Below are 24,017 nucleotides of genomic sequence, written 5' to 3'. Positions count from 1 at the left end.
ATGTCGTTAGCAAAAGCCTCATTGTGGACGGCGGCATCGACGCTGGTCAAAATCGGCGCTGGGCTGCTGGTCGTCAAGCTGCTGGCCGTCTCGTTTGGGCCGGCGGGCGTGGGCCAGGCCGGTAACTTCCGGCAACTGGTCACCGTGCTCGGCGTGCTGGCCGGGGCCGGGATATTTAACGGCGTCACGAAGCTGGTGGCCCAGTATCACGACGATACTCCGCGCCTGAAGCAGGTGGTGGGCACGTCGTCGGCGATGGTGCTTGGCTTTTCCACGCTGCTGGCGCTGGTGTTTTTACTGGCGGCGGCACCGATAAGCCAGGGGCTGTTCGGCCATACGCACTATCAAAATCTGGTACGGCTGGTGGCGCTGGTGCAGATGGGGATCGCCTGGGCGAACTTCCTGCTGGCGCTGATGAAAGGCTTTCGCGATGCGGCGGGTAACGCCTTCTCGCTGATTGCCGGGAGCCTGATTGGCGTGGCGGCTTACTATGCCTGTTACTACTTCGGTGGTTACCAGGGGGCGCTGCTGGGGCTGGCGTTAGTGCCGGCGCTGGTGGTGGTCCCGGCGGGCATCATGCTCTGGCGGCGGGGGAATATCCCGCTGAGCGCCCTGCGCCCGCGCTGGGATAACGGTCTGGCGGGACAGCTATCGAAATTTACCCTGATGGCGCTGATCACCTCAGTGACCCTGCCGGTGGCCTATGTGATGATGCGTAATCTGCTGGCGGCGCATTACGGCTGGGAGGCGGTCGGCATCTGGCAGGGAGTGAGCAGCATTTCCGATGCCTACCTGCAGTTTATTACCGCCTCGTTTAGCGTTTATCTGCTGCCGACGCTGTCGCGGCTGAGCGCCAAAACGGATATCACCCGCGAGATTGTCAAATCGCTGAAATTCGTTCTGCCCGCGGTGGCGGCAGCGAGCCTGACGGTCTGGCTGCTGCGCGATTTTGCCATCTGGCTGCTGTTTTCCGATCGCTTTACCGCGATGCGTGACCTGTTCGCCTGGCAGCTGGTGGGCGACGTCTTAAAAGTGGGCGCCTACGTCTACGGCTATCTGGTGATCGCCAAAGCGTCGCTGCGTTTTTATATTCTGACGGAAATCAGCCAGTTCACGCTGCTGACCGTATTTTCACACTGGCTTATTCCGGCGCATGGCGCAATTGGCGCGGCGCAGGCGTATATGGCCACGTATATTGTTTATTTCGCCCTCTGTAGTGGCGTGTTTTTACTCTGGCGTAAACGGGCATGACAGCACTGATACATGTACTGGGATCGGATATCCCGCACCACAACCAGACCGTACTGCGGTTTTTTAACGACGAGCTGGCCGTCGACCCGCAGGCGCGGAAATTTCTGATCGTCGGCGATGAGGCCAGCGTGCGTGATGGGTATCCGGCGCTGGACATCACCTGCTATCCGGGGAAGAAATCGCTGGCGCAGGCGGTGATTGCAAAAGCCAAAGCCAACCGCCAGCAGCGTTTTTTCTTCCACGGCCAGTTTAATACCGGTCTGTGGCTGGCGTTGTTGAGCGGCGGCATCCGCCCGTCGCAGTTTAACTGGCATATCTGGGGGGCGGATCTGTACGAAAACGCCACCAGCCTGAAGTTTCGCCTGTTCTATCCGCTGCGCCGCATGGCGCAAGGGCGGGTAGGGCGCGTTTTCGCCACCCGCGGCGATCTCAGCTGGTTCGCTAACCGCCATCCGCGTGTACCAGGCGAGCTGCTTTACTTCCCGACCCGTATGGATCCGGCGCTGAATACTCTGGCCGATAACGCGCCGCGCGGCGATACCCTGACCATTCTGGTTGGCAACTCCGGGGATCGCAGCAATGAGCATATTGCCGCGCTGAAGGCGATCCATCAGCAGTTTGGCGATACGGTAAACGTCATCGTACCGATGGGCTATCCGGCTAACAACGACGCCTATATCAACGAGGTTCGTGAGGCGGGCGCGGCGCTGTTTAGCGATGAGCATCTGCAGATCCTCAGTGAGAAGCTTGAGTTTAATGATTATCTGGCGCTGCTGCGCCACTGCGATCTAGGCTATTTCCTGTTTGCCCGCCAGCAGGGGATCGGCACGCTGTGCCTGCTGATTCAGGCGGGCATTCCCTGCGTGCTCAACCGGGAAAACCCGTTCTGGCAGGATATGACCGAGCAGCATGTGCCAGTGCTGTTCACCAGCGATGCGCTGGACGTCAGCGTGGTGCGCGAAGCGCAGCGCCAGCTGGCGAACGTGGATAAATCTGCTATCGCCTTCTTCCGGCCGAACTATCTGGCAGGCTGGCAGCGGGCGCTACGGTTAGCGGCGGAGGGGCAGGCATGACGTTAATGCAATTTAGCGGGCTGCTGGTGGTCTGGCTGCTGTCGACGCTGTTTATCGCCACCGCCACCTGGTTTGAGTTCCGTCGGGTACGCTTTAACTTCAACGTCTTTTTCTCGTTGCTGTTTCTGCTGACCTTTTTCTTCGGCTTCCCGCTGACCAGTATTCTGGTGTTCCGGTTTGACGTCAGCGTGGCGCCGCCGGAGATTTTGCTGCAGACGCTGCTGATCGCGGTGTGCTTCTACGCGATCTACTACGTGACCTATAAAACGCGGCTGCGCCCGGCCTCGCACGAGGTTGCGCGTCGGCCGCTGTTTACCATGAACCGGGTGGAAACCCATCTGGCGTGGGGCATTTTGATGGGGCTGGCGCTGCTATGCGTCGGCATCTTCTTCGCCCACAACGGTTTCTTGCTGTTTAAGCTCAACTCCTACAGCCAGATCTTCTCTGCCGAAGTCTCCGGCGTGGCGTTGAAGCGCTTCTTCTACTTCTTTATTCCGGCGATGCTGGTGGTCTATTTTCTGCGCCAGGATTATAAGGCGTGGATCTTCTTCCTCGTCAGCACCGTGGCCTTTGGCCTGCTGACCTACGCCATCGTCGGCGGGACCCGGGCCAACATTATCATCGCCTTCGCCATCTTCCTGTTTATCGGTATTATTCGCGGCTGGATCAGCCTGTGGATGCTGGCGGCAGCGGGCGTGCTGGGCATCGTCGGCATGTTCTGGCTGGCGCTGAAGCGCTACGGAATGAACGTCAGCGGTGACGAAGCGTTTTATACCTTCCTGTATCTCACGCGTGATACCTTCTCGCCGTGGGAAAACCTGGCGCTGCTGCTGCAGAACTACGACAAGATCGATTTCCAGGGGCTGGCGCCGATGATCCGCGACTTCTACGTCTTTATCCCCAGCTGGATGTGGCACGGTCGCCCGACAATGGTGCTCAATACCGCCAACTACTTCACCTGGGAAGTGTTAAACAACCATTCGGGGCTGGCGATTTCGCCGACGCTGATTGGCTCGCTGGTGGTGATGGGCGGCGTCTGGTTTGTGCCGCTGGGCGCTGTGGCGGTAGGGTTGATTATTAAATGGTTCGACTGGCTGTATGAGCTGGGCAATCGGGAGAGCAATCGCTATAAAGCGGCTATCCTGCACAGTTTCTGTTTCGGCGCTATCTTCAACATGATAGTGCTGGCGCGCGAGGGGCTGGATTCGTTCGGCTCACGCGTGGTGTTTTTCCTCGTGATCTTTGGTATCTGCTTGCTGGCGGCGAAACTGCTGTACTGGTTCCTGGATAGCGTGGGACTGATTCATAAGCGGGTGAAACCGCTTTCGCAACCGCAAGTCTGAGAAGGATGGACATGACTGGGACCATTTCCGCGCCGTTGTACCTGTTAAGAGGGCTGCAGCTCATAGGCTGGCGCGATATGCAGCACGCTCTGGATTATTTGTATGCCGACGGCGCTCTCCGGGAGGGAACGCTGGTGGCGATTAATGCCGAGAAAATGCTGGCCATAGAGGATAACCCGGAGGTGCGGGCGCTGATTGAGGCGGCAGAGTTTAAATATGCCGATGGCATCAGCGTGGTGCGTTCGCTGCGCAAAAAATACCCGCAGGCGCAGGTCTCCCGCGTCGCCGGGGCCGATCTTTGGGAAGCGCTCATGCAGCGCGCCGGCGCTGAAGGGACACCGGTGTTTTTAGTCGGTGGTAAACCGGAGGTCCTGGCGCAGACAGAATCCAGACTGCGACAGCGCTGGCAGGTGAATATCGTCGGCAGTCAGGACGGTTATTTCACGCCTGAGCAGCGCGAGGCATTGTTCGAACGCATTCGCGACAGCGGGGCGAAAATCGTCACCGTCGCGATGGGGTCGCCGCGCCAGGAGATCTTCATGCGCGACTGCCGACGCCTGTACCCGCACGCGCTGTATATGGGCGTCGGCGGCACTTATGACGTCTTTACCGGCCACGTACACCGGGCGCCAAAATTCTGGCAGAACCTGGGGCTGGAGTGGTTCTATCGCCTGCTCCTGCAGCCGAGCCGCATCAAAAGACAGTTCCGTCTGCTGCGCTATTTACGTTGGCATTATTCCGGCAAGCTCTGATATTCCACTGCAACCAGGCGAGTTTGCATACATATTCTGTGTAATCTCTTCACTCGCCTGATACTTTATTTGCCATTTCCGCAAAATTAATTAACCATTCGCAGGCTTTATACGCGCGGGGGAGACCTGCGCGTCGGCAAGGCTATGAGTTCAGTTAATAACAATAACCGGGAGTACCCGGAATACGGCAAACACAAGAGGATATATGACTGAGAAAAAAGCGGAGCTCCAGCGTGGACTGGAGGCCCGGCATATTGAACTGATCGCCCTTGGTGGGACGATTGGCGTGGGGTTGTTTATGGGGGCGGCCAGTACGCTGAAGTGGGCTGGACCTTCCGTGCTGCTGGCGTACATTATCGCTGGCCTGTTCGTCTTTTTCATTATGCGCTCGATGGGCGAAATGTTGTTCCTCGAACCGGTAACCGGCTCATTCGCCGTTTACGCACATCGCTACATGAGCCCGTTCTTCGGCTATCTCACGGCCTGGTCCTACTGGTTTATGTGGATGGCGGTGGGCATCTCGGAGATCACCGCCATCGGGGTATACGTGCAGTTCTGGTTCCCGGAGATGGCGCAGTGGATCCCGGCGTTGATTGCCGTGGGGCTGGTGGCGCTGGCTAACCTGGCTGCGGTCCGGCTGTACGGTGAAATCGAGTTCTGGTTCGCCATGATTAAAGTGACCACCATTATCGTGATGATCGTCGTGGGCCTGGGCGTTATTTTCTTCGGCTTTGGCAACGGCGGCCACTCCATCGGTTTTGGCAACCTGACCGAACATGGCGGTTTCTTTGCCGGCGGCTGGAAGGGCTTTCTGACGGCGCTGTGTATCGTGGTCGCATCCTATCAGGGCGTAGAGCTTATCGGTATTACCGCGGGTGAAGCGAAAAATCCGCAGGTGACGCTGCGCAGCGCGGTGGGCAAAGTGCTGTGGCGGATCCTGATTTTCTACGTCGGCGCGATTTTCGTTATTGTCACTATCTTCCCGTGGGATCAAATTGGCTCCAACGGCAGCCCGTTCGTACTGACGTTTGCCAAAATCGGGATTACCGCGGCGGCGGGAATTATCAACTTCGTGGTGCTGACGGCGGCGCTTTCCGGCTGCAACAGTGGGATGTACAGCTGTGGACGTATGCTGTACGCCCTGGCGAAGAACCGCCAGCTGCCGGCGGCGATCGGTAAGGTTTCGCGCAACGGCGTTCCGGCGGTCGGCGTGGCGCTGTCGATTCTGATCCTGCTGGTGGGCTCCTGCCTGAATTACATCATTCCTAATCCGCAGCGGGTGTTTGTTTATGTCTACAGCGCCAGCGTGTTGCCGGGGATGGTGCCATGGTTTGTGATCCTGATTAGCCAGCTGCGTTTTCGCCGCGTGCATCGGGCGGCGATAGCCAGCCATCCGTTCCGTTCGCTGCTGTTTCCGTGGGCCAACTATTTCACCATGGCCTTCCTGATCTGTGTGCTGGTGGGGATGGGGCTGAATGATGAAACCCGGATGTCGCTGTTTGTTGGCATTATTTTCCTGGCCGCCGTGACCCTGATTTATAAGGTGTTTGGTCTTGGTAGACAGGGGCAAGTTAATAATCCGGCTGAATAAGCGTCAAAACGAACAAAGCATGAGCAAACGATAATTTTCTTTAAAAAGGCACTAGACAGCGGGGTAGGAAGTCCGTATTATCCGACCCCGCAACGGCGCTAAGCGCCCGTAGCTCAGCTGGATAGAGCGCTGCCCTCCGGAGGCAGAGGTCTCAGGTTCGAATCCTGTCGGGCGCACCATTAACCCGGTGCTGGAGCTGCGGTGGTTTTAATACCGCGTAAAAGGTTTGCAGTGGTGGCTATAGCTCAGTTGGTAGAGCCCTGGATTGTGATTCCAGTTGTCGTGGGTTCGAATCCCATTAGCCACCCCATTATTTGATAGAGTTGTGAATTTGCGAAGGTGGCGGAATTGGTAGACGCGCTAGCTTCAGGTGTTAGTGTTCTTACGGACGTGGGGGTTCAAGTCCCCCCCCTCGCACCACGACTTTAACGAATTGAACTAAAAATTCAAAAAGCAGTATATCGGCGAGTAGCGCAGCTTGGTAGCGCAACTGGTTTGGGACCAGTGGGTCGGAGGTTCGAATCCTCTCTCGCCGACCAATTTTGAACCCCGCTTCGGCGGGGTTTTTTGTTTTCTGTCGCCGCACGCCATTATTTATTCCCCTGATCTTGCTAATAAAAAATTTTCGACGCGCATAAGAATACGGGTCAGGAAAACTCTCAATTCATCACTGTGGTAGATGCAATTTCCCCGGATCCTGTGCGATAATAATCGGGTAGATGCTCATTCCATCTCTTATGTTCGCCTTCGTGCCTCATAAACTCCGGAATGATGCAGAGCCGTTCTTACGGTGCTTATCGTCCACTGACAGATGTCGCATTTATGCCTCATCAAACACCATGGACATTACGTTGAGTGAAGCACCCAATTTGTTGTCAAACAGACCTGTTTTAACGCCTGCCCTGATTTCAGCGCAGGCGTTTTTTTCTTTCAGGGATCTGTCAAAGCGAAGGCGGGGGAGAAGGGCTATCGCCCCCCAAGAGGCGATAGCAAAGGCAGGTTATTGCAGAGGGTTCTTCTGCAGCGTCAGCAGCAGGCCATCGCGGCGCATCGTAGCGGCTTCCTCTGGCTGATGCAGGCGGTCCAGGGCATCGGCTAACCAGGCGTAATCAAAGGCATCCGGACGCTGCTTAAGCGCGGCGCGGAAAGCGATGCTGGCCTCCTGCCATTCGCCGTGTCGCATCAGCGACTGGCCCAGGGTGCTCCACAGCAGCGGGCGGTCGCCAACGGCTTTGATCTGCTGGCGCAGCACTTTCTCCAGCTGTTCCGGGTTATTAGTCTTCAGACGCGGGATCGGCATCACCAGACGGTCATCATACTGTTTCTTCAGACCATCAATGATAATTTGCTGCGCGGTATCGTGATCGTCGCTCTCGATGAGGCGCTCGGCCATCGCCACCTGCAGCGGCACCAGCGCCCGCGTTTTGCGGCTCTGGTTGCGCCACCATTCGCGCAGCCCCTCGCTGCCGCCGTCGGCCAGCGCTTTATCCATCAGGCCAACCCACGCCAGCTGTTCCAGCGCAGCGCGGTGCTCTTCATCGCCGACGTTCGCTTTCGCCATCGACGGAATGATGTCCAGCAGCGACTGCCAGGCGCCGGTGCGGGTATATGCCTGTTCGGCGAGGCGCAGCACTTCCGGATGACGCGGGGTAATTTCCAGCAGCTTATCGATGCCATGACGCGCGGCGTGATTTTCATTACGTGCCAGCTGCAGGCGAACGCGGGTGATTTCCACCGGGATCAGGTCATCGCCCGCCAGCTCGGTGGCGCGCTCCAGATGCTGGTTGGCCCGCGCTTCATCGCCGCGCTGCTGGGCCGCTTCCGCCGCCAGCAGATAGTTCACCACCGGTTGTTCGGCGTGATCGGCATTTTTCGCCATCAGCTTCTCAACCTGCTGGTAATCACCTTCCGCCAGCTTGAGCAGCGCCTGCTCGGTTTGCTTACGCGCGCGACGGCGTTTACGGCCGACAAACCAGCCACGGGTGTGCGCCCCGGTGCGGAAAATGCGGCGCAGCAGCCATTCAATGGCGAACAGCACTACCATGGCGAGGATCAGGATGATCACCAGCCCGGTCACGCTGGTTTCGATATTGTAATTATCGGTCTGGATCAGGACGTAGCCCTGATGCCCGGCGATCATCGGGCCGAGTACAATCCCGGCGATCAACAGTGCGAAGAGTAAGAGAATTTTCAGCATGCGTTACTCTCCTTGTGGCGCAGCAGGCGCAGGTGCAGACGGTGCCGGCGAGGGGGCGCTGCCCGCGGTAACGGCGGGCTGTGCCATCAGGTTACGCACCCGGGTCTGCATCAGTTTTTCCAGCAACGCCTGGCTCTGCAACGTCTCCGGTACCGTCATGGTAATGCTTTGCTGACTGAGCTTATCCACCTCGTCGAGGAAGGCTTTGGTGGTGGCATCATCGGTATCGTAATAGGCGCGTACCCAGGTCGAGACGTTATCCAGCGACTGTTTCCAGGTCTCTTCCTGATGGCGCGGCACTGCCTGCGCGGCGACCAGCAGGCGAGAGCGAATATTTTCCCGCAGATAGATATCCTGATTCGGCGCCAGCAGCGGGACCGCCGTTTCATCGCGGCGGCGCACGGTGATAAAGCTGTCCATGAAGTTCTGCCAGCTTTTCTGCAGATTGACGCGCCATTCGCTGATAGAGCTGGAGAGCTCATCGCTATCAGAGTCCATCGGCGAATCGTCATCGTTATTATCGGCCAGCCGCAGGTTGTCGATTTGGTTGGCCAGCTGATTCACCTTGAGGATAATGCCGTCGTAGTCCACCTGGCTTACCGCGGAAAGGGTGGCGATGTCGTCGGTGATCGCCCGGCGGGCGCCAATCAGGCTAGGGTCATTCATGTCGGCGAGGCTGGCATCGGCGCTCTTCAGCAGCGCGGCGGCGGTGGTGACATCCTGATCGCTCCACAGCTTACGTCCCGCCAGCTTGACGAGGAAATCGGCCTGGGCCAGCAGCCAGGTTTTGGCATCGCTGCCCGAAATCACGGCGACTTTCTGCTGCAACTCATCAAGCTGTTTGGTCAGGGTTTCCTGCTGGTGTTTGGCTTCGTTCAGCTGGTCGGCCTGCTGCTTGATAATGCCTTCCAGTTCGCTCTTTTGGCTCTCCTGCGCTTTTTGCAGCGCCGCGACCTGGCTTGATAATTCCGAAGTGGTTTCGTTTTGCCGCGTGGCCTGCTGTTTGTTCAGGCCATACAGGCCGATACCGGCGGCTATCGCAATGGCGATAGCGATCGCGCTGAGCGCCAGGCTGGTTTTATTGCCTGCCTTATTCTTCTCAGTGTTCTCTGGCTGTGGTGTGGTATCCACGGCCTCCCTGGTCTCTTCAACCACGGCGGATTGATTTTGTTGTTCCGTCATTATGGCTTCCAATGTTGAGAGTTATTGTAATGCGCGTAGCAGCGCATCGTTGTCGGCGCTATCGGCAACCTGAATCGCCTGCCAGCCCAGTTCCCGGGCCTGAAGGGCCAGACGTTCGCTGACAACGACAACGCGGCAGTGCAGGAGCCACTGTTCGCGATACCATTGCGGTATTAACGACCACAGCTGCTGCAGCATCTCGCCGCTGGTGACCACCAGCGTGGTGACCCCGCGAGACTGCCAGCGCATCGCTTCTTCTGCGCCATCGTAATGTTTTGCACTACGTTGATAACATTCACAAAATGTGACCCTGGCGCCGCGCTCGGTCAGCGTCGCGCCTAAGAGTTCCCGCCCACCATTGCCACGTAAGATCAGCGCATTTTTTCCGGCAATGTTTTGTAATTCAGGTAATTGTAGCAAGACTTCGCTAATTTCCCGATCTAACGGATAACGGATATGCTGCCCGCTGACCGTGTGCAGGGCCAGCGCCGTCGTGCGGCCAATGGCAAAATAGCGCGGAGAAGTGGGCCAGGGCAGGCCCTGCTGCTGCAGACGGGCATGGGCGAATTCCACCGCATGCTGGGATAGCGCAAACAGCAGATCGTCGGACCCCAGATGGGTAAGATGGCCGCCCAGTGCGGGGAGCTCCCACCCGGGCGTAAATTCTATTAGCGGAAAGCTCCAGGCCACGCGTCCCAGCGCGCGCAGGCGGCTGACTAACTCTTCACCTTGCGGTAGCGGACGGGTGACCAGGATGCTCATCGTGGGGCTTCTCCATCATAAACCGCCGCGAGAATGTCGCGGGCGCCGTTATCCAGTAGCTCTTCCGCCAGGGAGACGCCGAGCGCCTCTGCCTCTTCCGGCCGCCCGCGGCGTTCGCCGCGTACCAGCTGTGTACCATCCGGGGCGCCAACCAGCGCCCGCAGCCACAGTTCGCCATTGATGAGTTCCGCATAGCTGCCAATTGGCACCTGGCAACCGCCTTCGAGGCGGGTATTCATCGCCCGTTCGGCGCGCACACGTACCGCGGTTTCCGCATGGTTGAGAGGGGCTAACAGCGCCTGGGTCCATTCATCGTCGAGACGGCATTCGATGCCGACCGCGCCCTGGCCGACAGCTGGCAGGGATTGCTCCGGCGACAGCGGCTGGCGAATACGCGCTTCCAGTTTCAGGCGCTTCAACCCGGCGGCGGCGAGGATAATGGCGTCATACTCGCCGTTATCCAGCTTACTCAGCCGGGTACCAACGTTACCGCGCAGAGAGCGGATCACCAGATCCGGACGAGTAGCGGCGAGCTGGCACTGGCGGCGTAAACTTGACGTGCCAACGATGCTGCCGGCCGGGAGTTCATCAATTGAAGCATAGTGATTGGAGACAAACGCGTCGCGCGGATCGTCGCGCTCGCAGATGGTCACCAGCCCCAGGCCCTCCGGGAATTCCACCGGCACATCTTTCATCGAATGGACAGCGATATCCGCGCGCCCTTCGAGCATGGCGAGCTCTAACTCTTTTACAAACAAGCCCTTGCCCCCCACTTTTGCCAGGGGGGTATCAAGGATGACATCCCCGCGCGTGACCATCGGCACCAGCTCGACCTTCAGTCCGGGATGCGCTTGTTCGAGGCGCGCTTTAACATACTGCGCCTGCCATAGCGCAAGCGGGCTTTGCCGTGTGGCAATTTTCAAAACTTTGTCTAACATGCTTGTTACCGTCATTATCGACCACTATCCATCCTAACATTGTTGTCTTACGGATGTTAGTTTTCACGGTTTATGTGGGAGATGGCCCCGGCTCACTCTTTTTTTAACCTTTCATGCGCGTGGTGGTTGCCGGAGGCGTAGTGAGGAATTTACAGGTAATAAACGGTGCTACACTTGTATGTAGCGCATCTTTCTTTACGGTCAATGAGCAAGGTGTTAAATTGATCACGTTTTAAACCATTTGTCAGTCCGCTGCTCATCACAACCACACCGACGACGAATGGTGACGGTTTTTGTTGAAATACTGAAATCCTCCGTACTATTGTACCTCGGGTTTTTGAACATCAGGCGATATGTCTTGTACCTCTATATTGAGACACTGAAACAGAGACTGGATGCCATCAACCAATTGCGCGTGGATCGCGCCCTTGCTGCCATGGGACCCGCTTTCCAGCAGGTTTACAGTCTACTGCCAACGTTATTACATTATCATCACCCGCTGATGCCGGGTTACCTTGACGGTAACGTTCCCCGTGGCATTTGCCTCTACACGCCTGATGAAACCCAACGCCACTATCTTGAAGAACTGGAGCTGCATCGCGGTATGCAAACCCAGGAGCCGCCGAAGGGCGAGCTGCCGATCACCGGCGTCTACTCGATGGGCAGTACCTCCTCGGTTGGCCAGAGCTGTTCTTCCGATCTTGATATCTGGGTATGTCACCAGGCCTGGCTCGATAGCGAAGAGCGCCAGCTGCTGCAGCGTAAATGTAGCCTGCTTGAGAGCTGGGCGGCCTCGCTTGGCGTCGAAGTCAGTTTCTTCCTGATCGACGAAAACCGCTTCCGTCATAACGAAAGCGGCAGCCTTGGCGGCGAAGACTGCGGTTCGACCCAGCATATTTTATTGCTCGATGAATTCTACCGCACCGCCGTGCGTCTCGCCGGGAAACGTATTCTGTGGAATATGGTGCCGTGCGACGAAGAAGAGCATTACGACGATTACGTTATGGGGCTGTATGCCCAGGGCGTGCTGACGCCTAACGAATGGCTCGATCTTGGCGGCCTCAGTTCGCTGTCGGCGGAAGAGTACTTTGGCGCCAGCCTGTGGCAACTGTATAAGAGTATCGACTCCCCCTATAAAGCGGTGCTGAAAACGCTGCTGCTGGAAGCCTACTCCTGGGAATACCCCAACAACCGCCTGCTGGCGAAAGATATTAAACAGCGTCTGCACGACGGCGAGATTGTCTCATTCGGCCTCGATCCGTACTGCATGATGCTGGAGCGCGTCACCACCTACCTGCAGGCCATCGAAGATGAAACCCGCCTCGACCTGGTACGCCGCTGCTTCTACCTGAAAGTGTGTGAAAAACTCAGTCGCGAACGCGCCTGCGTCGGCTGGCGTCGCGAAGTTGTCAGCCAGCTGGTTAAGGCATGGGGCTGGGATGAAAAGCGTCTGATGATGCTCGACAACCGCGCCAACTGGAAAATCGATGAAGTGCGCAAAGCGCACAACGAACTGCTCGATGCGATGATGCAGAGCTACCGTAATCTGATCCGTTTCGCACGGCGCAATAACCTCAGCGTCTCCGCCAGCCCGCAGGATATCGGCGTGCTGACGCGTAAGCTGTATGCGGCCTTTGAAGCGCTGCCGGGCAAAGTGACGCTGGTGAACCCGCAAATTTCGCCGGATCTGTCGGAGCCGAATCTGACCTTTATCCACGTGCCGCCGGGCCGCGCCAACCGTACCGGTTGGTATCTGTATAACCGCGCGCCGGATATGGAATCGATCATCAGCCATCAGCCGCTGGAATATAACCGTTATCTTAATAAGCTGGTGGCCTGGGCCTGGTTTAACGGCCTGCTGACCTCACGCACCCGCCTGTTTATTAAGGGCAACGGCATCGTCGATCTGGCGAAACTGCAGGAGATGGTGGCTGACGTGTCGCACCACTTCCCGCTGCGCCTGCCGGCGCCGACGCCAAAAGCACTGTACAGCCCGTGCGAAATCCGCCACCTGGCGATTATCGTCAACCTCGAATATGACCCTACCGCGGCCTTCCGCAATCAGGTTGTGCACTTCGATTTCCGTAAGCTGGATGTCTTTAGCTTCGGTGAAGAGCAAAAATGCCTGATCGGCAGCGTCGACCTGCTGTATCGCAACTCGTGGAATGAAGTGCGTACGCTGCACTTTAACGGCGAGCAGGCGATGATCGAAGCGCTGAAAACGATCCTCGGCAAAATGCATCAGGACGCCGCGCCGCCGGACAGCGTGGAGGTGTTCTGCTATAGCCAGCACCTGCGCGGCCTGATCCGCACCCGCGTGCAGCAGATGATCTCCGAGTGCATCGAACTTCGTCTGTCCAGTACCCGCCAGGATACCGGGCGCTTTAAAGCGCTGCGCGTCTCCGGCCAGACCTGGGGGCTGTTCTTTGAGCGTCTCAATGTTTCGGTGCAGAAGCTGGAAAACGCCATTGAGTTCTACGGCGCTATCTCGCACAACAAGCTGCACGGGCTGTCGGTGCAGGTGGAAACCAATCACGTTAAGCTGCCGGCGGTGGTGGATGGCTTTGCCAGCGAAGGGATTATTCAGTTCTTCTTTGAAGACGCGGATAACAACGACAGCGGCTTTAACATCTATATTCTTGATGAGAGCAACCGCGCTGAGGTCTATCATCACTGCGAGGGCAGTAAAGAGGAGCTGGTGCGCGACGTCAGCCGCTTCTATTCGTCATCGCACGATCGTTTCACCTACGGTTCCAGCTTTATTAACTTCAACCTGCCGCAGTTCTATCAGATTGTCGAGGTAGACGGGCGTACGCAGGTGATCCCCTTCCGTACCCAGGCGATTGCCGCCGCGATACCTACCAGCCAGGACGTTACCGCCTCGCCGGTGCTGCAGCAGCGCTACTCGTAGATTTGGCCCGGATAAGGCGTGAGCCGCTATCCGGAGATATTCCCTGCTGGCGCTGCGCTTAGCAGGGCTACGGTTCTATGTCGTTGGGTAGCCCGGATAAAGCGCGATGCGCCGCTATCCGGGAAACACGTCATTAACGGAATTTCACCGTCTCACCGGCCTGCTGGCTCGCCGCCTGCTCCAGCAGATCCCAGAAGGTCTCGCCGCTGCGATCGCAGATCCACTCGTCGCCTTTGAGATCGAAATGGTAGCCGCCCTGTTTGGTGGCCAGCCACACCTGGTGCAGCGGCTCCTGACGGTTAATAATGATTTTGCTGCCGTTTTCAAAGCTGATGGTCAGCACGCCGCCGTTGATTTCGCAGTCGATGTCACTGTCGCCGTCCCAGTCGTCCAGACGTTCTTCGATGGTCATCCACAGGCTATCGGCCAGGCGATGGAATTCACTGTCGTTCATAATTTTATTCTGCTTTTTTGATTTTTGAAGATGGGTCGCAGTATAGCGCGAAACAAAAGCGCGCGCAGTCGGATGCTAAACGCTTGCTTTTACATCTTCTCCTGCGATGATAGAAAGCAGAAAGAATGAATCACGGGCAACTATCAATGAAAAACGTTTTTCCTACGCTTGCCGTTTTGTTTGCGATCTTCAGCCTGACTGGCTGTGGTCTGAAAGGGCCTCTTTATTTCCCGCCGGCGGACAAAACCGCGCCGCCGCCGACTAAACCGGTTAACCCAGGCATTCAGAGCTCAACGCCGGATCGTAACGATCGTGGCGATACCGGCGGTCCGAGCCAGGTCAATTACTAACGATAACGTTCTGTTCCGCGCAACTGGAGTAGATGATGCAGTTCTCTAAAATGCATGGCCTTGGCAACGATTTTATGGTCGTTGACGCGGTAACGCAGAATGTTTTTTTCTCGCCGGAGCTGATTCGCCGTCTGGCGGATCGCCACCTTGGCGTCGGGTTCGATCAGCTGTTGGTCGTCGAGCCGCCCTACGATCCCGATCTGGATTTCCATTACCGGATCTTTAACGCCGACGGTAGCGAAGTGTCGCAGTGCGGCAACGGCGCGCGCTGTTTTGCCCGCTTTGTCCGGCTGAAAGGCCTGACCAATAAACGTGATATCCGCGTGAGTACGGCCAACGGGCGTATGGTATTAAGCGTAACGGAAGACGATCTGGTGCGGGTGAACATGGGCGAGCCCAACTTCGAGCCGTCCCAGGTGCCGTTCCGCGCCAACAAAGCGGAAAAGACCTATATCATGCGTGCCGCCGAGCAGACAGTATTGTGCGGCGTGGTGTCCATGGGCAACCCGCACTGCGTCATCCAGGTGGATGATGTGGAGACGGCAGCGGTGGAAACCCTCGGCCCGGTGATGGAAAGCCATGAGCGTTTTCCGGAGCGCGCCAATATCGGCTTTATGCAGGTGGTCGGCCGGTCCCATATCCGTTTGCGCGTCTACGAACGCGGTGCGGGGGAAACCCAGGCCTGCGGCAGCGGCGCCTGCGCCGCGGTGGCGGTGGGGATCCAGCAGGGGCTGCTGGCGGAAACAGTACGCGTGGAATTACCCGGCGGTCGTCTTGATATCGCCTGGAAAGGCCCGGGCCAGCCGCTGTTTATGACCGGCCCGGCGGCCCATGTCTATGATGGATTTATTCATTTATGAAACCAATCGGGGAAGAACAGCAGGAGGTCGCCAGCGCGTTGAACGATCGCGCGGTGGTGGACTATCTGTTGCAACATCCTGAATTTTTTATTCGTAATGCCGCCCAGGTCGAACATCTCCGCGTCCCGCATCCGGTACGCGGTACGATTTCGCTGGTGGAGTGGCACATGATACGGGCGCGTAACCACATTCATGTGCTGGAAGAGAACATGTCGCTGCTAATGGAGCAGGCGGTCGCCAATGAAAGCCTGTTTCAGCGTCTGCTGCAGCTGCAAACGCGGCTGGCGGCCGCGGAGAGCCTCGACGATATGCTCAACCGCCTGCACCGCTGGGCACGCGAGCTGGGGTTGGCAGGCGCCACGGTGCGCCTGTTCCCTGACAGCTGGCGCCTCGGCGCGCCCTCGAAGTTTACCCACCTGGCGTTAAGCCGGCAGGCGTTTGAGCCGATCCGTATTCAACGTCTGGGCCAGGTGCGCCACTACCTTGGGCCGCTGAACGGTCCGGAGCTGCTGGTGGTGCTGCCGGAGGCGAAAGCCATTGGATCCGTGGCGATGTCGCTGCTGGGCGGCGATAATGCCCCCGGCGTGATGCTCTTTAGCAGCCTCGATGCGCAGCATTATCAGCCAGGGCAGGGGACCCAGCTGCTGCAGGAGATTGCGCAGATGCTGCCTGGCCTGCTGGAGCGCTGGATTGAACGCGCATGACCGATTCGCCTCTCTTCTCCGCCGTCGCTCGCTTTTTGCGTCACCTTGGCGTTGAACGCCAGCTCAGCCCGATCACATTACTGAATTACCAGCGGCAGCTGGACGCGCTGATCGCCCTGGCGGATGAGGCGGGCCTGAAAAGCTGGTCGCAGTGCGATGCCGCTCAGGTGCGAAGCTTCGCGGTGCGTAGTCGCCGCGCGGGGTTAGGCCCGGCGAGCCTGGCGCTTCGCCTGTCGGCGCTGCGCAGTTTCTTCGACTGGCTGGTCAGTCAGGGCGAGCTGGCCGCTAACCCGGCGAAGGGAATTGCGGCGCCGAAAATTCCCCGCCACTTGCCGAAAAATATCGATGTCGATGATGTAAATCGGCTGCTGGATATCGACCTCAACGATCCGCTCGCGGTGCGCGACCGGGCGATGCTGGAAGTGATGTACGGCGCGGGATTGCGTCTGTCTGAGCTGGTCAACCTTGATATTAAGCACCTCGACCTCGAAAGCGGTGAGGTTTGGGTGATGGGCAAAGGCAGCAAAGAACGCCGTTTGCCGATCGGTCGTAACGCGGTGGCGTGGATTGAGCACTGGCTGGATTTGCGCGGCCTGTTCGGCACTGACGACGACGCGCTGTTTTTGTCGAAGCTGGGTAAACGCATTTCGGCGCGCAACGTGCAGAAGCGATTTGCCGAGTGGGGGATTAAGCAGGGGCTGAACAGCCATGTGCACCCGCACAAGCTGCGCCACTCCTTTGCTACCCATATGCTGGAGTCGAGCGGCGATCTGCGCGGCGTGCAGGAGCTGTTGGGCCATGCTAACCTCTCCACCACTCAAATCTATACCCATCTTGACTTTCAACACCTTGCCTCGGTGTACGATGCCGCGCATCCGCGCGCTAAACGGGGGAAATAATGCGTTTTTACCGACCTCTGGGCCAGATTTCCGCACTGACGTTCGACCTGGACGACACCCTATATGATAACCGCCCGGTGATTGACCGGACGATGCACGAGTCGCTGGCCTTTGTGCGCAATTACCATCCGTCGCTCAGCCAGTTCGATGCCCATGAGCTTAACCAGCTGCGTCAGACGCTGCTGGCATCTGAGCCGGAGATCTACCACGACGTGACCGTCTGGCGCCATCGTGCGCTGGAGCTCGGCATGCGTAACGCTGGACTTTCCGCCGCCGAGGCGAAAGCCGGCGCCGATGCGGCGATGGAAAATTTCGCCCACTGGCGCAGCCGGGTCGATGTCCCGCAGGAGACCCACGATACGCTGGCGAAGCTGGCGGAAAAGTGGCCGCTGGTAGCGATTACCAACGGTAACGCCCGCCCCGAGCTGTTCGGCCTGAGCGACTATTTCCGCTTCGTGCTGCGCGCCGGTCCGGATGGTCGTTCCAAGCCGTTTGCCGATATGTACCACCTGGCGGCGGAGCGTCTGGATTTACCGCTCGGGCAGATTCTGCATGTCGGCGATGACCTGACGACCGACGTTGCCGGTTCGCTACGCTGCGGGATGCAGGCCTGCTGGATCAAACCGCAAGGCGCGGACCTGATGCACACCGCGGACAGCCGCCTGCTGCCGCATATTGAAATTTCACGGTTGGCATCTCTGACCTCGCTGATATAATCACCAGTCACTCTGTATATATTAACAGGGGTTCGTGGAACCCCTTCTCTTCCGGCGGTGCCAATGGACGTTTCTTACCTGCTCGACAGCCTTAATGACAAACAGCGTGAAGCCGTTGCGGCCTCGCGCACCAACATGCTGGTTCTGGCAGGGGCGGGCAGTGGTAAGACGCGCGTTCTGGTGCACCGTATCGCCTGGCTGCTGAGCGTGGAGAACTGCTCGCCGTATTCCATTATGGCGGTGACTTTTACCAACAAAGCGGCGGCGGAGATGCGCCATCGTATTGGTCAGCTGATGGGCACCACCCAGGGCGGCATGTGGGTCGGCACCTTCCACGGCCTGGCCCATCGCCTGCTACGCGCCCATCATCTGGATGCCAACCTGCCGCAAGATTTCCAAATCCTCGATAGCGAAGACCAGCTACGCCTGCTGAAGCGCCTGATTAAGGCGATGAACCTGGATGAGAAGCAATGGCCGCCGCGTCAGGCGATGTGGTACATCAACAGCCAAAAAGATGAAGGGCTGCGCCCGCACCATATTCAGAGCTACGGCAACCCGGTCGAACAGACCTGGCAGAAGGTCTATCAGGCCTATCAGGAAGCCTGCGATCGCGCCGGGCTGGTGGACTTCGCCGAGCTGCTGCTGCGCGCCCATGAGCTGTGGCTGAACAAACCGCATATCCTGCAGCACTACCGCGAGCGTTTCACCAATATCCTTGTTGACGAATTCCAGGACACCAACAACATCCAGTACGCCTGGATCCGCCTGCTGGCGGGCGATACCGGCAAGGTGATGATCGTCGGCGATGATGACCAGTCGATTTACGGCTGGCGCGGCGCCCAGGTTGAAAACATTCAGCGCTTCCTCAATGACTTCCCGGGCGCGGAAACTATTCGTCTGGAGCAGAACTATCGTTCAACCAGCAATATTCTCAGCGCCGCCAACGCCCTGATTGAAAACAACAACGGGCGCCTGGGCAAAAAACTGTGGACCGACGGCGCCGACGGCGAGCCGATCTCGCTGTACTGCGCCTTCAACGATCTCGACGAAGCACGCTTCGTGGTGAACCGAATTAAAACCTGGCAGGAGAACGGTGGCGCGCTGGAGCAGTGCGCTATCCTCTATCGCAGTAACGCCCAGTCGCGCGTGCTGGAAGAGGCGCTCCTGCAGGCCAGCATGCCGTACCGTATCTACGGCGGTATGCGCTTCTTCGAACGTCAGGAAATCAAAGATGCGCTCTCTTACCTGCGCCTGATTGCCAACCGTAACGACGATGCAGCGTTTGAGCGGGTGGTCAATACGCCGACTCGCGGCATCGGCGATCGTACGCTGGACGTGGTACGCCAGACCTCGCGCGATCGTCAGCTGACGCTGTGGCAGGCCTGTCGCGAGCTGCTGAAAGAGAAAGTGCTGGCCGGTCGCGCCGCCAGCGCCCTGCAGCGCTTTATGGAGCTGATTGACGCGCTGGCGCAGGAAACCGCCGATATGCCGCTGCACGTCCAGACCGATCGGGTGATTAAAGACTCCGGCCTGCGCGCGATGTACGAGCAGGAGAAAGGCGAGAAGGGCCAGACCCGTATTGAAAACTTAGAGGAACTGGTGACGGCGACGCGCCAGTTCAGCTACAACGAAGAAGATGAAGACCTGATGCCGCTGCAGGCGTTCCTCTCTCACGCCGCGCTGGAAGCGGGCGAGGGGCAGGCGGACACCTGGCAGGACGCGGTTCAGCTGATGACCCTGCACTCGGCGAAAGGGCTGGAGTTCCCGCAGGTGTTTATCGTCGGCGTCGAAGAGGGGATGTTCCCGAGCCAGATGGCGCTTGATGAGGGCGGCCGCCTCGAAGAAGAGCGTCGCCTGGCCTACGTTGGCGTAACGCGCGCCATGCAGAAGCTGACGCTGACTTACGCCGAAACCCGCCGTCTGTACGGGAAAGAGGTTTATCACCGCCCGTCGCGCTTTATCGGGGAGTTGCCGCAGGAGTGTGTAGAAGAAGTGCGTCTGCGGGCTACGGTGAGCCGCCCGGTGAACCATCAGCGACTGGGGGCGCCGATCGCCGAGAGCGATACCGGCTACAAGTTAGGCCAGCGCGTACGCCATCCAAAGTTTGGCGAAGGCACCATCGTCAACCTCGAAGGTAGCGGCGAGCACAGCCGGCTACAGGTGGCTTTTCAGGGGCAGGGAATCAAATGGCTGGTGGCGGCTTACGCTCGGCTTGAGGCAGTGTAACTTTAAGAAAAATATCACTATTTTGTAATATTCTGCTACCTTTATACGTTAAGGCGCCTGATTTGCGCTTTCGCGTTCCGATGCGTGTTGACGCCGATTTTGCGCTGGCGTAACATGCGCGCACGATTACGCTAAGAGGACATTCGCCTTGGACACACCCAGTAGATGCTGGCTCAACTTCCTGTCATTCAGGAACAACTCCTAAGGCTATCCTCTTATGCTGATAGCCTTAGCGGTTGTCAGCGACCTGTCCCATTCCCGTCGCGCTGAGTCAGGCTTAATGGTCTGAAACCCAATTTGTTTCTGTGTGCCCACCGAACTGTCCGATAATTTTTTTGCATTGGGAGTCCCGGTCATGCTGAGCGCATTTCAACTGGAAAACAATCGTTTAACGCGTCTGGAAGCCGATGAGATCAAGCACCTCGCCAGCTCGGTGTGGGTCGATCTGGTCGAGCCTGACGACGATGAGCGAAGCCGCGTGCAGACGGAACTGGGTCAAAACCTGGCGACGCGCCCGGAACTGGAAGATATCGAAGCCTCCGCGCGTTTCTTTGAAGATGAAGACGGGTTACACATCCACTCGTTCTTCTTTTTTGAAGATGCCGACGATCACGCCGGCAACTCTACCGTGGCGTTTACCATCCGCGAAGGCCGCCTGTTCACGCTGCGCGAGCGCGAACTGCCGGCTTTTCGCCTCTACCGTATGCGCGTGCGTAACCAGACGCTGGTCGACGGTAACGCCTACGAACTGCTGCTCGACCTGTTCGAGACCAAAATCGAGCAGCTGGCGGATGAAATTGAAAACATCTACAGCGACCTGGAAAAGCTGAGCCGCGTGATTATGGAAGGCCATCAGGGCGACGAGTACGATGAAGCGCTGTCGACGCTGGCAGAACTGGAAGATATCGGCTGGAAGGTGCGCCTCTGTCTGATGGATACCCAGCGCGCGCTGAACTTTCTCGTACGCAAGGCGCGCCTGCCGGCGGGCCAGCTGGAACAGGCGCGGGAGATCCTGCGCGATATCGAATCCCTGCTGCCGCATAACGAATCGCTGTTCCAGAAGGTGAACTTCCTGATGCAGGCGGCGATGGGCTTTATCAACATCGAACAGAACCGCATCATCAAGATCTTCTCGGTGGTCTCGGTGGTATTCCTGCCGCCAACTCTGGTGGCCTCCAGCTACGGAATGAACTTTGAATTTATGCCGGAGCTGCACTGGAGCTTCGGCTACCCGGGGGCGATCGTCTTTATGATGCTGGCCGGCCTGGCGCCGTATCTCTACTTTAAGCGTAAAAACTGGCTGTAAAAAAAGGGAGCGTCGGCTCCCTTTTTTATTGTCAGAGGCCGGCTTAGCCTCTGCGCAGCCGGCGCTGGGTATACAGCGCATCGACGATAAATACCGCCAGCGCGACCCAGATAAAGCCGAAGGTGACCATTTTATCCTTGCCCGGCACTTCGCCGTAGAACGTCACCGCCAGCAGGAACATCAGCGTCGGGCCGATGTACTGGAAAAAGCCCAGCGTGGAGAGCCGCAGCCGCGTTGCCGCCCCGGTGAAGCACAGCAGAGGGATGGTGGTCACCACGCCCGCCGCCATCAGCAGCAGATTGAGCGACCAGGGGTTGTCTCCCATATGGCTGGTTGGGCTATCGGTGATGCCGAACAGCCAGATTGCCGCCACCGGCAGTAGCCACAGCGTTTCCACCAGCATGCCGGTCTGCGCATCGACAGCGATTTTCTTCCGCACCAGGCCGTAAAAGGCAAAACTGAAGGCCAGCCCAAGGCCGATTATCGGCAGCGAACCAAAAGTCCACAGCTGGACCAGCACGCCGCAAAAGGCAAGAAGCACCGCCAGCCACTGCAGGCGACGGAAGCGTTCGCCGAGGAAAATCATCCCCAACAGAATATTCACCAGCGGGTTGATAAAGTAGCCGAGGCTGGCTTCCAGCATATGGTGGTTATTCACCGCCCAGATGAAGAGCAGCCAGTTGCCGCCCACCAGCACCGCCGAGAGCGCCAGCAGGAAGATCTTGCGCGGCGTCTTCAGCAGCTTTTTCACCTGCGGCCACTGGCGGCTGACGCTGATGAGCGCCACCATGAAGAAGAAAGACCAGATCACGCGATGCGTCAGAATTTCATCGGCGGGAACATAGTAGATAAGTTTGAAGTACGCCGGCGCGATACCCCAGATAAAGTAGGCGGCGAGGGCCAGAATGATCCCCAACCGCGTCTGTTTCGCATCCATCGGTAAAATCCATTGCCAAAGAGAGTGATGTTACTCGATTTTGGCCAATCAACCCACCATATAGGTGGCCGTTGCGCTGGCAATATAGACCTGCGCTTCGTTATGCAGTTCCACGCGGGCAACCGCCACTTTATTGCCGGCGCGCAGCAGGGTGCTGGTGGCGGTAAAACGTTCGCCGCGGCCCGGACGCAGGTAGTCCACGCGCAGGTCGATGGTTCCCATGCGGGAAAGCCGCTGGCGCAGCTCTTCTTCGTTGATGGTGTCATGGCGGGTAAGGGTGCTGCCGACGCAGACCAGGCCAGCGGCGACGTCCAGCGCGGAGGCGATCACCCCGCCATGCAGAATACTCTGCGCCCAGTTACCGACCATCATCGGCTGATTATTAAAGCTGAGCTGGGCAAACGCCTTTTCATAGCGTTCCAGTTCGAGACCGAGGGCGCGGTTAAACGGCATGTGATAGACGAAAATCTCCCCCACCAGTTTCAGGGCTGCTTCAGCAGTAAGTTCAGACATAACACCGGTTCCATTCGTTAACAAAATGTTGATTTTATGCTTCTAAAATATTGATTTCCACTTTCGGAACGGATTAGGGGGCAGGTGATTAATAAACAGGTAGAATGGCTTCAGGTTAAACAAAAATAAAAACTATTTATCAGGAGACCAGCATGCGTATCTCTTTGGCCTGCCTGGTGGCGCTGTGTGCGCTACCGGCTGGTGTTATGGCGCAGGACGCGTCGGTTCACGACAAACCTGCAGTGCGCGGCAGCATTATCGCCAACCTGCTACAGGACCATGATAATCCTTTCCTGCTCTACCCTTATGAGAGCAACTACCTGCTCTACACATGGACCAGCGACCTCAATAAAGAGGCGATCCGCAGCTATGACTGGGCCGAAAACGCCCGTAAAGATGAAGTGAAGTTCCAGCTGAGCCTGGCGTTCCCGCTGTGGCGCGGCATCCTGGGCGATAATTCGCTGCTTGGCGCGTCGTACACCCAGAAATCCTGGTGGCAGCTCTCCAACAGCAAAGAGTCGGCGCCGTTTCGCGAAACCAACTACGAACCCCAGCTGTTTCTTGGTTTTGCGACCGACTATCAGTTTGCCGGCTGGACGCTGCGCGACATTGAGATGGGATATAACCACGACTCGAATGGTCGTTCCGATCCCACCTCGCGCAGCTGGAATCGGCTTTATGCCCGCCTGATGGCGCAAAATGGCAACTGGCTGGTGGAAGTGAAGCCCTGGTACGTGGTGGGCAACACCGATGATAACCCGGACATTACTAAATACATGGGCTATTACCGACTGAAGGTAGGCTATCAGCTGGGGGAGGCGATCCTCAGCGCGCAGGGACAATATAACTGGAACACCGGCTACGGTGGGGCGGAGCTCGGGGTGAGCTATCCCATCACCAAACATGTTCGCGCCTATACGCAGATCTACAGCGGCTATGGTGAGTCGCTTATCGACTACAACTTTAATCAAACGCGCGTCGGCGTCGGGCTAATGCTCAACGATCTGTTTTAATCGTTGCACTCTGGCTCGCAGGCGCTGAAAATAGCGCCT

Annotated in this window: 22 protein-coding genes and 4 tRNA genes; 19 read left to right on the top strand and 7 right to left on the bottom strand. The window is 57.8% G+C overall.

Translation table 11 applies throughout. The annotated features are described in order from the left end of the window. From wzxE to B8P98_RS26800, 9 genes are all read left to right on the top strand, one after another. The gene (gene wzxE / locus B8P98_RS26840; protein ID WP_025711232.1) at nt 1–1,251 is read left to right on the top strand and encodes a lipid III flippase WzxE; all 1,251 of its coding nucleotides are present in this window, start codon (nt 1–3) and stop codon (nt 1,249–1,251) included. Further along, nucleotides 1,248–2,324: a TDP-N-acetylfucosamine:lipid II N-acetylfucosaminyltransferase gene (locus tag B8P98_RS26835; RefSeq protein ID WP_025711231.1), complete on the top strand. Its 1,077-nt coding sequence runs from the start codon at nt 1,248–1,250 to the stop codon at nt 2,322–2,324. Before wzxE ends, B8P98_RS26835 begins: the two co-directional genes overlap by 4 nt. Next, the gene (gene wzyE, locus B8P98_RS26830) at nt 2,321–3,667 is read left to right on the top strand and encodes an ECA oligosaccharide polymerase (protein ID WP_025711230.1); all 1,347 of its coding nucleotides are present in this window, start codon (nt 2,321–2,323) and stop codon (nt 3,665–3,667) included. The genes B8P98_RS26835 and wzyE overlap by 4 nt, the downstream gene beginning before the upstream one ends. Nucleotides 3,668–3,678: 11 nt before the next feature. Beyond that, nucleotides 3,679–4,419: a lipopolysaccharide N-acetylmannosaminouronosyltransferase gene (gene wecG, locus B8P98_RS26825; RefSeq protein WP_080924837.1), complete on the top strand. Its 741-nt coding sequence runs from the start codon at nt 3,679–3,681 to the stop codon at nt 4,417–4,419. A gap of 205 nt (nt 4,420–4,624) precedes the next feature. After that, nucleotides 4,625–6,010: a bifunctional threonine/serine APC transporter ThrP gene (thrP, locus tag B8P98_RS26820; protein ID WP_025711228.1), complete on the top strand. Its 1,386-nt coding sequence runs from the start codon at nt 4,625–4,627 to the stop codon at nt 6,008–6,010. A 102-nt stretch (nt 6,011–6,112) separates the two neighbouring features. After that, nucleotides 6,113–6,189 (top strand) — tRNA-Arg (locus B8P98_RS26815). A gap of 55 nt (nt 6,190–6,244) precedes the next feature. Beyond that, nucleotides 6,245–6,320 (top strand) — tRNA-His (locus B8P98_RS26810). A 23-nt stretch (nt 6,321–6,343) separates the two neighbouring features. Beyond that, nucleotides 6,344–6,430 (top strand) — tRNA-Leu (locus tag B8P98_RS26805). 42 nt (nt 6,431–6,472) lie between these two features. Further along, nucleotides 6,473–6,549: transfer RNA gene (locus B8P98_RS26800), tRNA-Pro, on the top strand. A gap of 461 nt (nt 6,550–7,010) precedes the next feature. On the opposite strand, the gene hemY is transcribed toward B8P98_RS26800, so the two are convergent. Genes hemY through hemC form a run of 4 tightly spaced genes read right to left on the bottom strand, consistent with a single transcriptional unit; the run spans nt 7,011 to nt 11,089 of the window. Further along, a complete protein-coding gene (hemY, locus tag B8P98_RS26795) occupies nt 7,011–8,207 on the bottom strand; it encodes a protoheme IX biogenesis protein HemY (protein WP_025711227.1) in 1,197 nt (398 codons plus the stop codon). A 3-nt stretch (nt 8,208–8,210) separates the two neighbouring features. Then, nucleotides 8,211–9,389, bottom strand: a complete 1,179-nt coding sequence (gene hemX, locus B8P98_RS26790; protein WP_080897909.1) for a uroporphyrinogen-III C-methyltransferase — start codon at nt 9,387–9,389, stop codon at nt 8,211–8,213. A 21-nt stretch (nt 9,390–9,410) separates the two neighbouring features. After that, on the bottom strand, nt 9,411–10,151 hold the full coding sequence (hemD, locus tag B8P98_RS26785; protein WP_080924836.1) for a uroporphyrinogen-III synthase: 741 nt from the start codon (nt 10,149–10,151) through the stop codon (nt 9,411–9,413). Further along, entirely contained in the window at nt 10,148–11,089 is a 942-nt protein-coding gene (hemC, locus tag B8P98_RS26780; protein ID WP_080897907.1) for a hydroxymethylbilane synthase, read from the bottom strand. The genes hemD and hemC overlap by 4 nt, the downstream gene beginning before the upstream one ends. Before the next feature lie 358 nt (nt 11,090–11,447). On the opposite strand from hemC, the gene cyaA reads away from it, so the two are divergent. Then, a complete protein-coding gene (gene cyaA, locus B8P98_RS26775) occupies nt 11,448–14,000 on the top strand; it encodes a class I adenylate cyclase (RefSeq protein ID WP_025711223.1) in 2,553 nt (850 codons plus the stop codon). 133 nt (nt 14,001–14,133) lie between these two features. Here cyaA and cyaY read toward each other — a convergent pair whose 3' ends face one another. Further along, nucleotides 14,134–14,454, bottom strand: coding sequence for an iron donor protein CyaY (gene cyaY, locus B8P98_RS26770; RefSeq protein ID WP_002883389.1), 321 nt, complete (start codon nt 14,452–14,454; stop codon nt 14,134–14,136). A 146-nt stretch (nt 14,455–14,600) separates the two neighbouring features. On the opposite strand from cyaY, the gene lptM reads away from it, so the two are divergent. The 8 genes from lptM (at nt 14,601) to corA (ending at nt 21,515) form a co-directional block, all read left to right on the top strand. Beyond that, complete coding sequence (lptM, locus tag B8P98_RS26765) at nt 14,601–14,804, top strand: LPS translocon maturation chaperone LptM (RefSeq protein ID WP_004886794.1); 204 nt, start codon at nt 14,601–14,603, stop codon at nt 14,802–14,804. A gap of 35 nt (nt 14,805–14,839) precedes the next feature. Beyond that, nucleotides 14,840–15,664, top strand: a complete 825-nt coding sequence (dapF, locus tag B8P98_RS26760) for a diaminopimelate epimerase (protein ID WP_025711222.1) — start codon at nt 14,840–14,842, stop codon at nt 15,662–15,664. After that, nucleotides 15,661–16,368, top strand: a complete 708-nt coding sequence (locus B8P98_RS26755) for a DUF484 domain-containing protein (RefSeq protein ID WP_095033584.1) — start codon at nt 15,661–15,663, stop codon at nt 16,366–16,368. The genes dapF and B8P98_RS26755 overlap by 4 nt, the downstream gene beginning before the upstream one ends. Continuing rightward, nucleotides 16,365–17,267: a tyrosine recombinase XerC gene (xerC, locus tag B8P98_RS26750; RefSeq protein ID WP_080924834.1), complete on the top strand. Its 903-nt coding sequence runs from the start codon at nt 16,365–16,367 to the stop codon at nt 17,265–17,267. The genes B8P98_RS26755 and xerC overlap by 4 nt, the downstream gene beginning before the upstream one ends. Further along, nucleotides 17,267–17,983: a 5-amino-6-(5-phospho-D-ribitylamino)uracil phosphatase YigB gene (gene yigB / locus B8P98_RS26745; RefSeq protein ID WP_080924833.1), complete on the top strand. Its 717-nt coding sequence runs from the start codon at nt 17,267–17,269 to the stop codon at nt 17,981–17,983. The genes xerC and yigB overlap by 1 nt, the downstream gene beginning before the upstream one ends. A 63-nt stretch (nt 17,984–18,046) precedes the next feature. Continuing rightward, nucleotides 18,047–20,209 carry a DNA helicase II gene (gene uvrD / locus B8P98_RS26740; protein WP_080924832.1) on the top strand — a complete coding sequence of 721 codons (2,163 nt, stop codon included), beginning with the start codon at nt 18,047–18,049 and terminating at the stop codon, nt 20,207–20,209. 148 nt (nt 20,210–20,357) lie between these two features. After that, the gene (gene ysgD / locus B8P98_RS32085; RefSeq protein ID WP_349815745.1) at nt 20,358–20,414 is read left to right on the top strand and encodes a YsgD/CorL family protein; all 57 of its coding nucleotides are present in this window, start codon (nt 20,358–20,360) and stop codon (nt 20,412–20,414) included. A 150-nt stretch (nt 20,415–20,564) separates the two neighbouring features. Beyond that, the gene (gene corA / locus B8P98_RS26735; protein ID WP_002883400.1) at nt 20,565–21,515 is read left to right on the top strand and encodes a magnesium/cobalt transporter CorA; all 951 of its coding nucleotides are present in this window, start codon (nt 20,565–20,567) and stop codon (nt 21,513–21,515) included. A 43-nt stretch (nt 21,516–21,558) separates the two neighbouring features. On the opposite strand, the gene rarD is transcribed toward corA, so the two are convergent. Together rarD and yigI are read right to left on the bottom strand one after the other, a co-directional pair. Then, nucleotides 21,559–22,452: an EamA family transporter RarD gene (gene rarD, locus B8P98_RS26730; RefSeq protein ID WP_025711217.1), complete on the bottom strand. Its 894-nt coding sequence runs from the start codon at nt 22,450–22,452 to the stop codon at nt 21,559–21,561. A 48-nt stretch (nt 22,453–22,500) separates the two neighbouring features. Next, entirely contained in the window at nt 22,501–22,965 is a 465-nt protein-coding gene (gene yigI, locus B8P98_RS26725) for an acyl-CoA thioesterase YigI (RefSeq protein ID WP_002883404.1), read from the bottom strand. A 152-nt stretch (nt 22,966–23,117) separates the two neighbouring features. On the opposite strand from yigI, the gene pldA reads away from it, so the two are divergent. After that, nucleotides 23,118–23,978: a phospholipase A gene (gene pldA, locus B8P98_RS26720; RefSeq protein ID WP_002883408.1), complete on the top strand. Its 861-nt coding sequence runs from the start codon at nt 23,118–23,120 to the stop codon at nt 23,976–23,978. Nucleotides 23,979–24,017 lie beyond the last annotated feature (39 nt).

The sequence above is a fragment of the Klebsiella quasivariicola genome, from assembly GCF_002269255.1.
Lineage (GTDB): Bacteria > Pseudomonadota > Gammaproteobacteria > Enterobacterales > Enterobacteriaceae > Klebsiella > Klebsiella quasivariicola.
This window is presented reverse-complemented; position numbering and strand designations above follow the sequence as displayed.

Coding starts and splice junctions, on each gene's coding strand:
- wecG (WP_080924837.1), top strand. CDS start 3,679: ATGACTGGGACCATTTCCGCGCCGTTGTACCTGTTAAGAGGGCTGCAG.
- cyaY (WP_002883389.1), bottom strand. CDS start 14,454: ATGAACGACAGTGAATTCCATCGCCTGGCCGATAGCCTGTGGATGACC.
- hemY (WP_025711227.1), bottom strand. CDS start 8,207: ATGCTGAAAATTCTCTTACTCTTCGCACTGTTGATCGCCGGGATTGTA.
- xerC (WP_080924834.1), top strand. CDS start 16,365: ATGACCGATTCGCCTCTCTTCTCCGCCGTCGCTCGCTTTTTGCGTCAC.
- thrP (WP_025711228.1), top strand. CDS start 4,625: ATGACTGAGAAAAAAGCGGAGCTCCAGCGTGGACTGGAGGCCCGGCAT.
- B8P98_RS26835 (WP_025711231.1), top strand. CDS start 1,248: ATGACAGCACTGATACATGTACTGGGATCGGATATCCCGCACCACAAC.
- hemX (WP_080897909.1), bottom strand. CDS start 9,389: ATGACGGAACAACAAAATCAATCCGCCGTGGTTGAAGAGACCAGGGAG.
- B8P98_RS26755 (WP_095033584.1), top strand. CDS start 15,661: ATGAAACCAATCGGGGAAGAACAGCAGGAGGTCGCCAGCGCGTTGAAC.
- hemD (WP_080924836.1), bottom strand. CDS start 10,151: ATGAGCATCCTGGTCACCCGTCCGCTACCGCAAGGTGAAGAGTTAGTC.
- wzyE (WP_025711230.1), top strand. CDS start 2,321: ATGACGTTAATGCAATTTAGCGGGCTGCTGGTGGTCTGGCTGCTGTCG.
- corA (WP_002883400.1), top strand. CDS start 20,565: ATGCTGAGCGCATTTCAACTGGAAAACAATCGTTTAACGCGTCTGGAA.
- yigB (WP_080924833.1), top strand. CDS start 17,267: ATGCGTTTTTACCGACCTCTGGGCCAGATTTCCGCACTGACGTTCGAC.
- rarD (WP_025711217.1), bottom strand. CDS start 22,452: ATGGATGCGAAACAGACGCGGTTGGGGATCATTCTGGCCCTCGCCGCC.
- hemC (WP_080897907.1), bottom strand. CDS start 11,089: ATGTTAGACAAAGTTTTGAAAATTGCCACACGGCAAAGCCCGCTTGCG.
- yigI (WP_002883404.1), bottom strand. CDS start 22,965: ATGTCTGAACTTACTGCTGAAGCAGCCCTGAAACTGGTGGGGGAGATT.
- dapF (WP_025711222.1), top strand. CDS start 14,840: ATGCAGTTCTCTAAAATGCATGGCCTTGGCAACGATTTTATGGTCGTT.
- pldA (WP_002883408.1), top strand. CDS start 23,118: ATGCGTATCTCTTTGGCCTGCCTGGTGGCGCTGTGTGCGCTACCGGCT.
- wzxE (WP_025711232.1), top strand. CDS start 1: ATGTCGTTAGCAAAAGCCTCATTGTGGACGGCGGCATCGACGCTGGTC.
- lptM (WP_004886794.1), top strand. CDS start 14,601: ATGAAAAACGTTTTTCCTACGCTTGCCGTTTTGTTTGCGATCTTCAGC.
- uvrD (WP_080924832.1), top strand. CDS start 18,047: ATGGACGTTTCTTACCTGCTCGACAGCCTTAATGACAAACAGCGTGAA.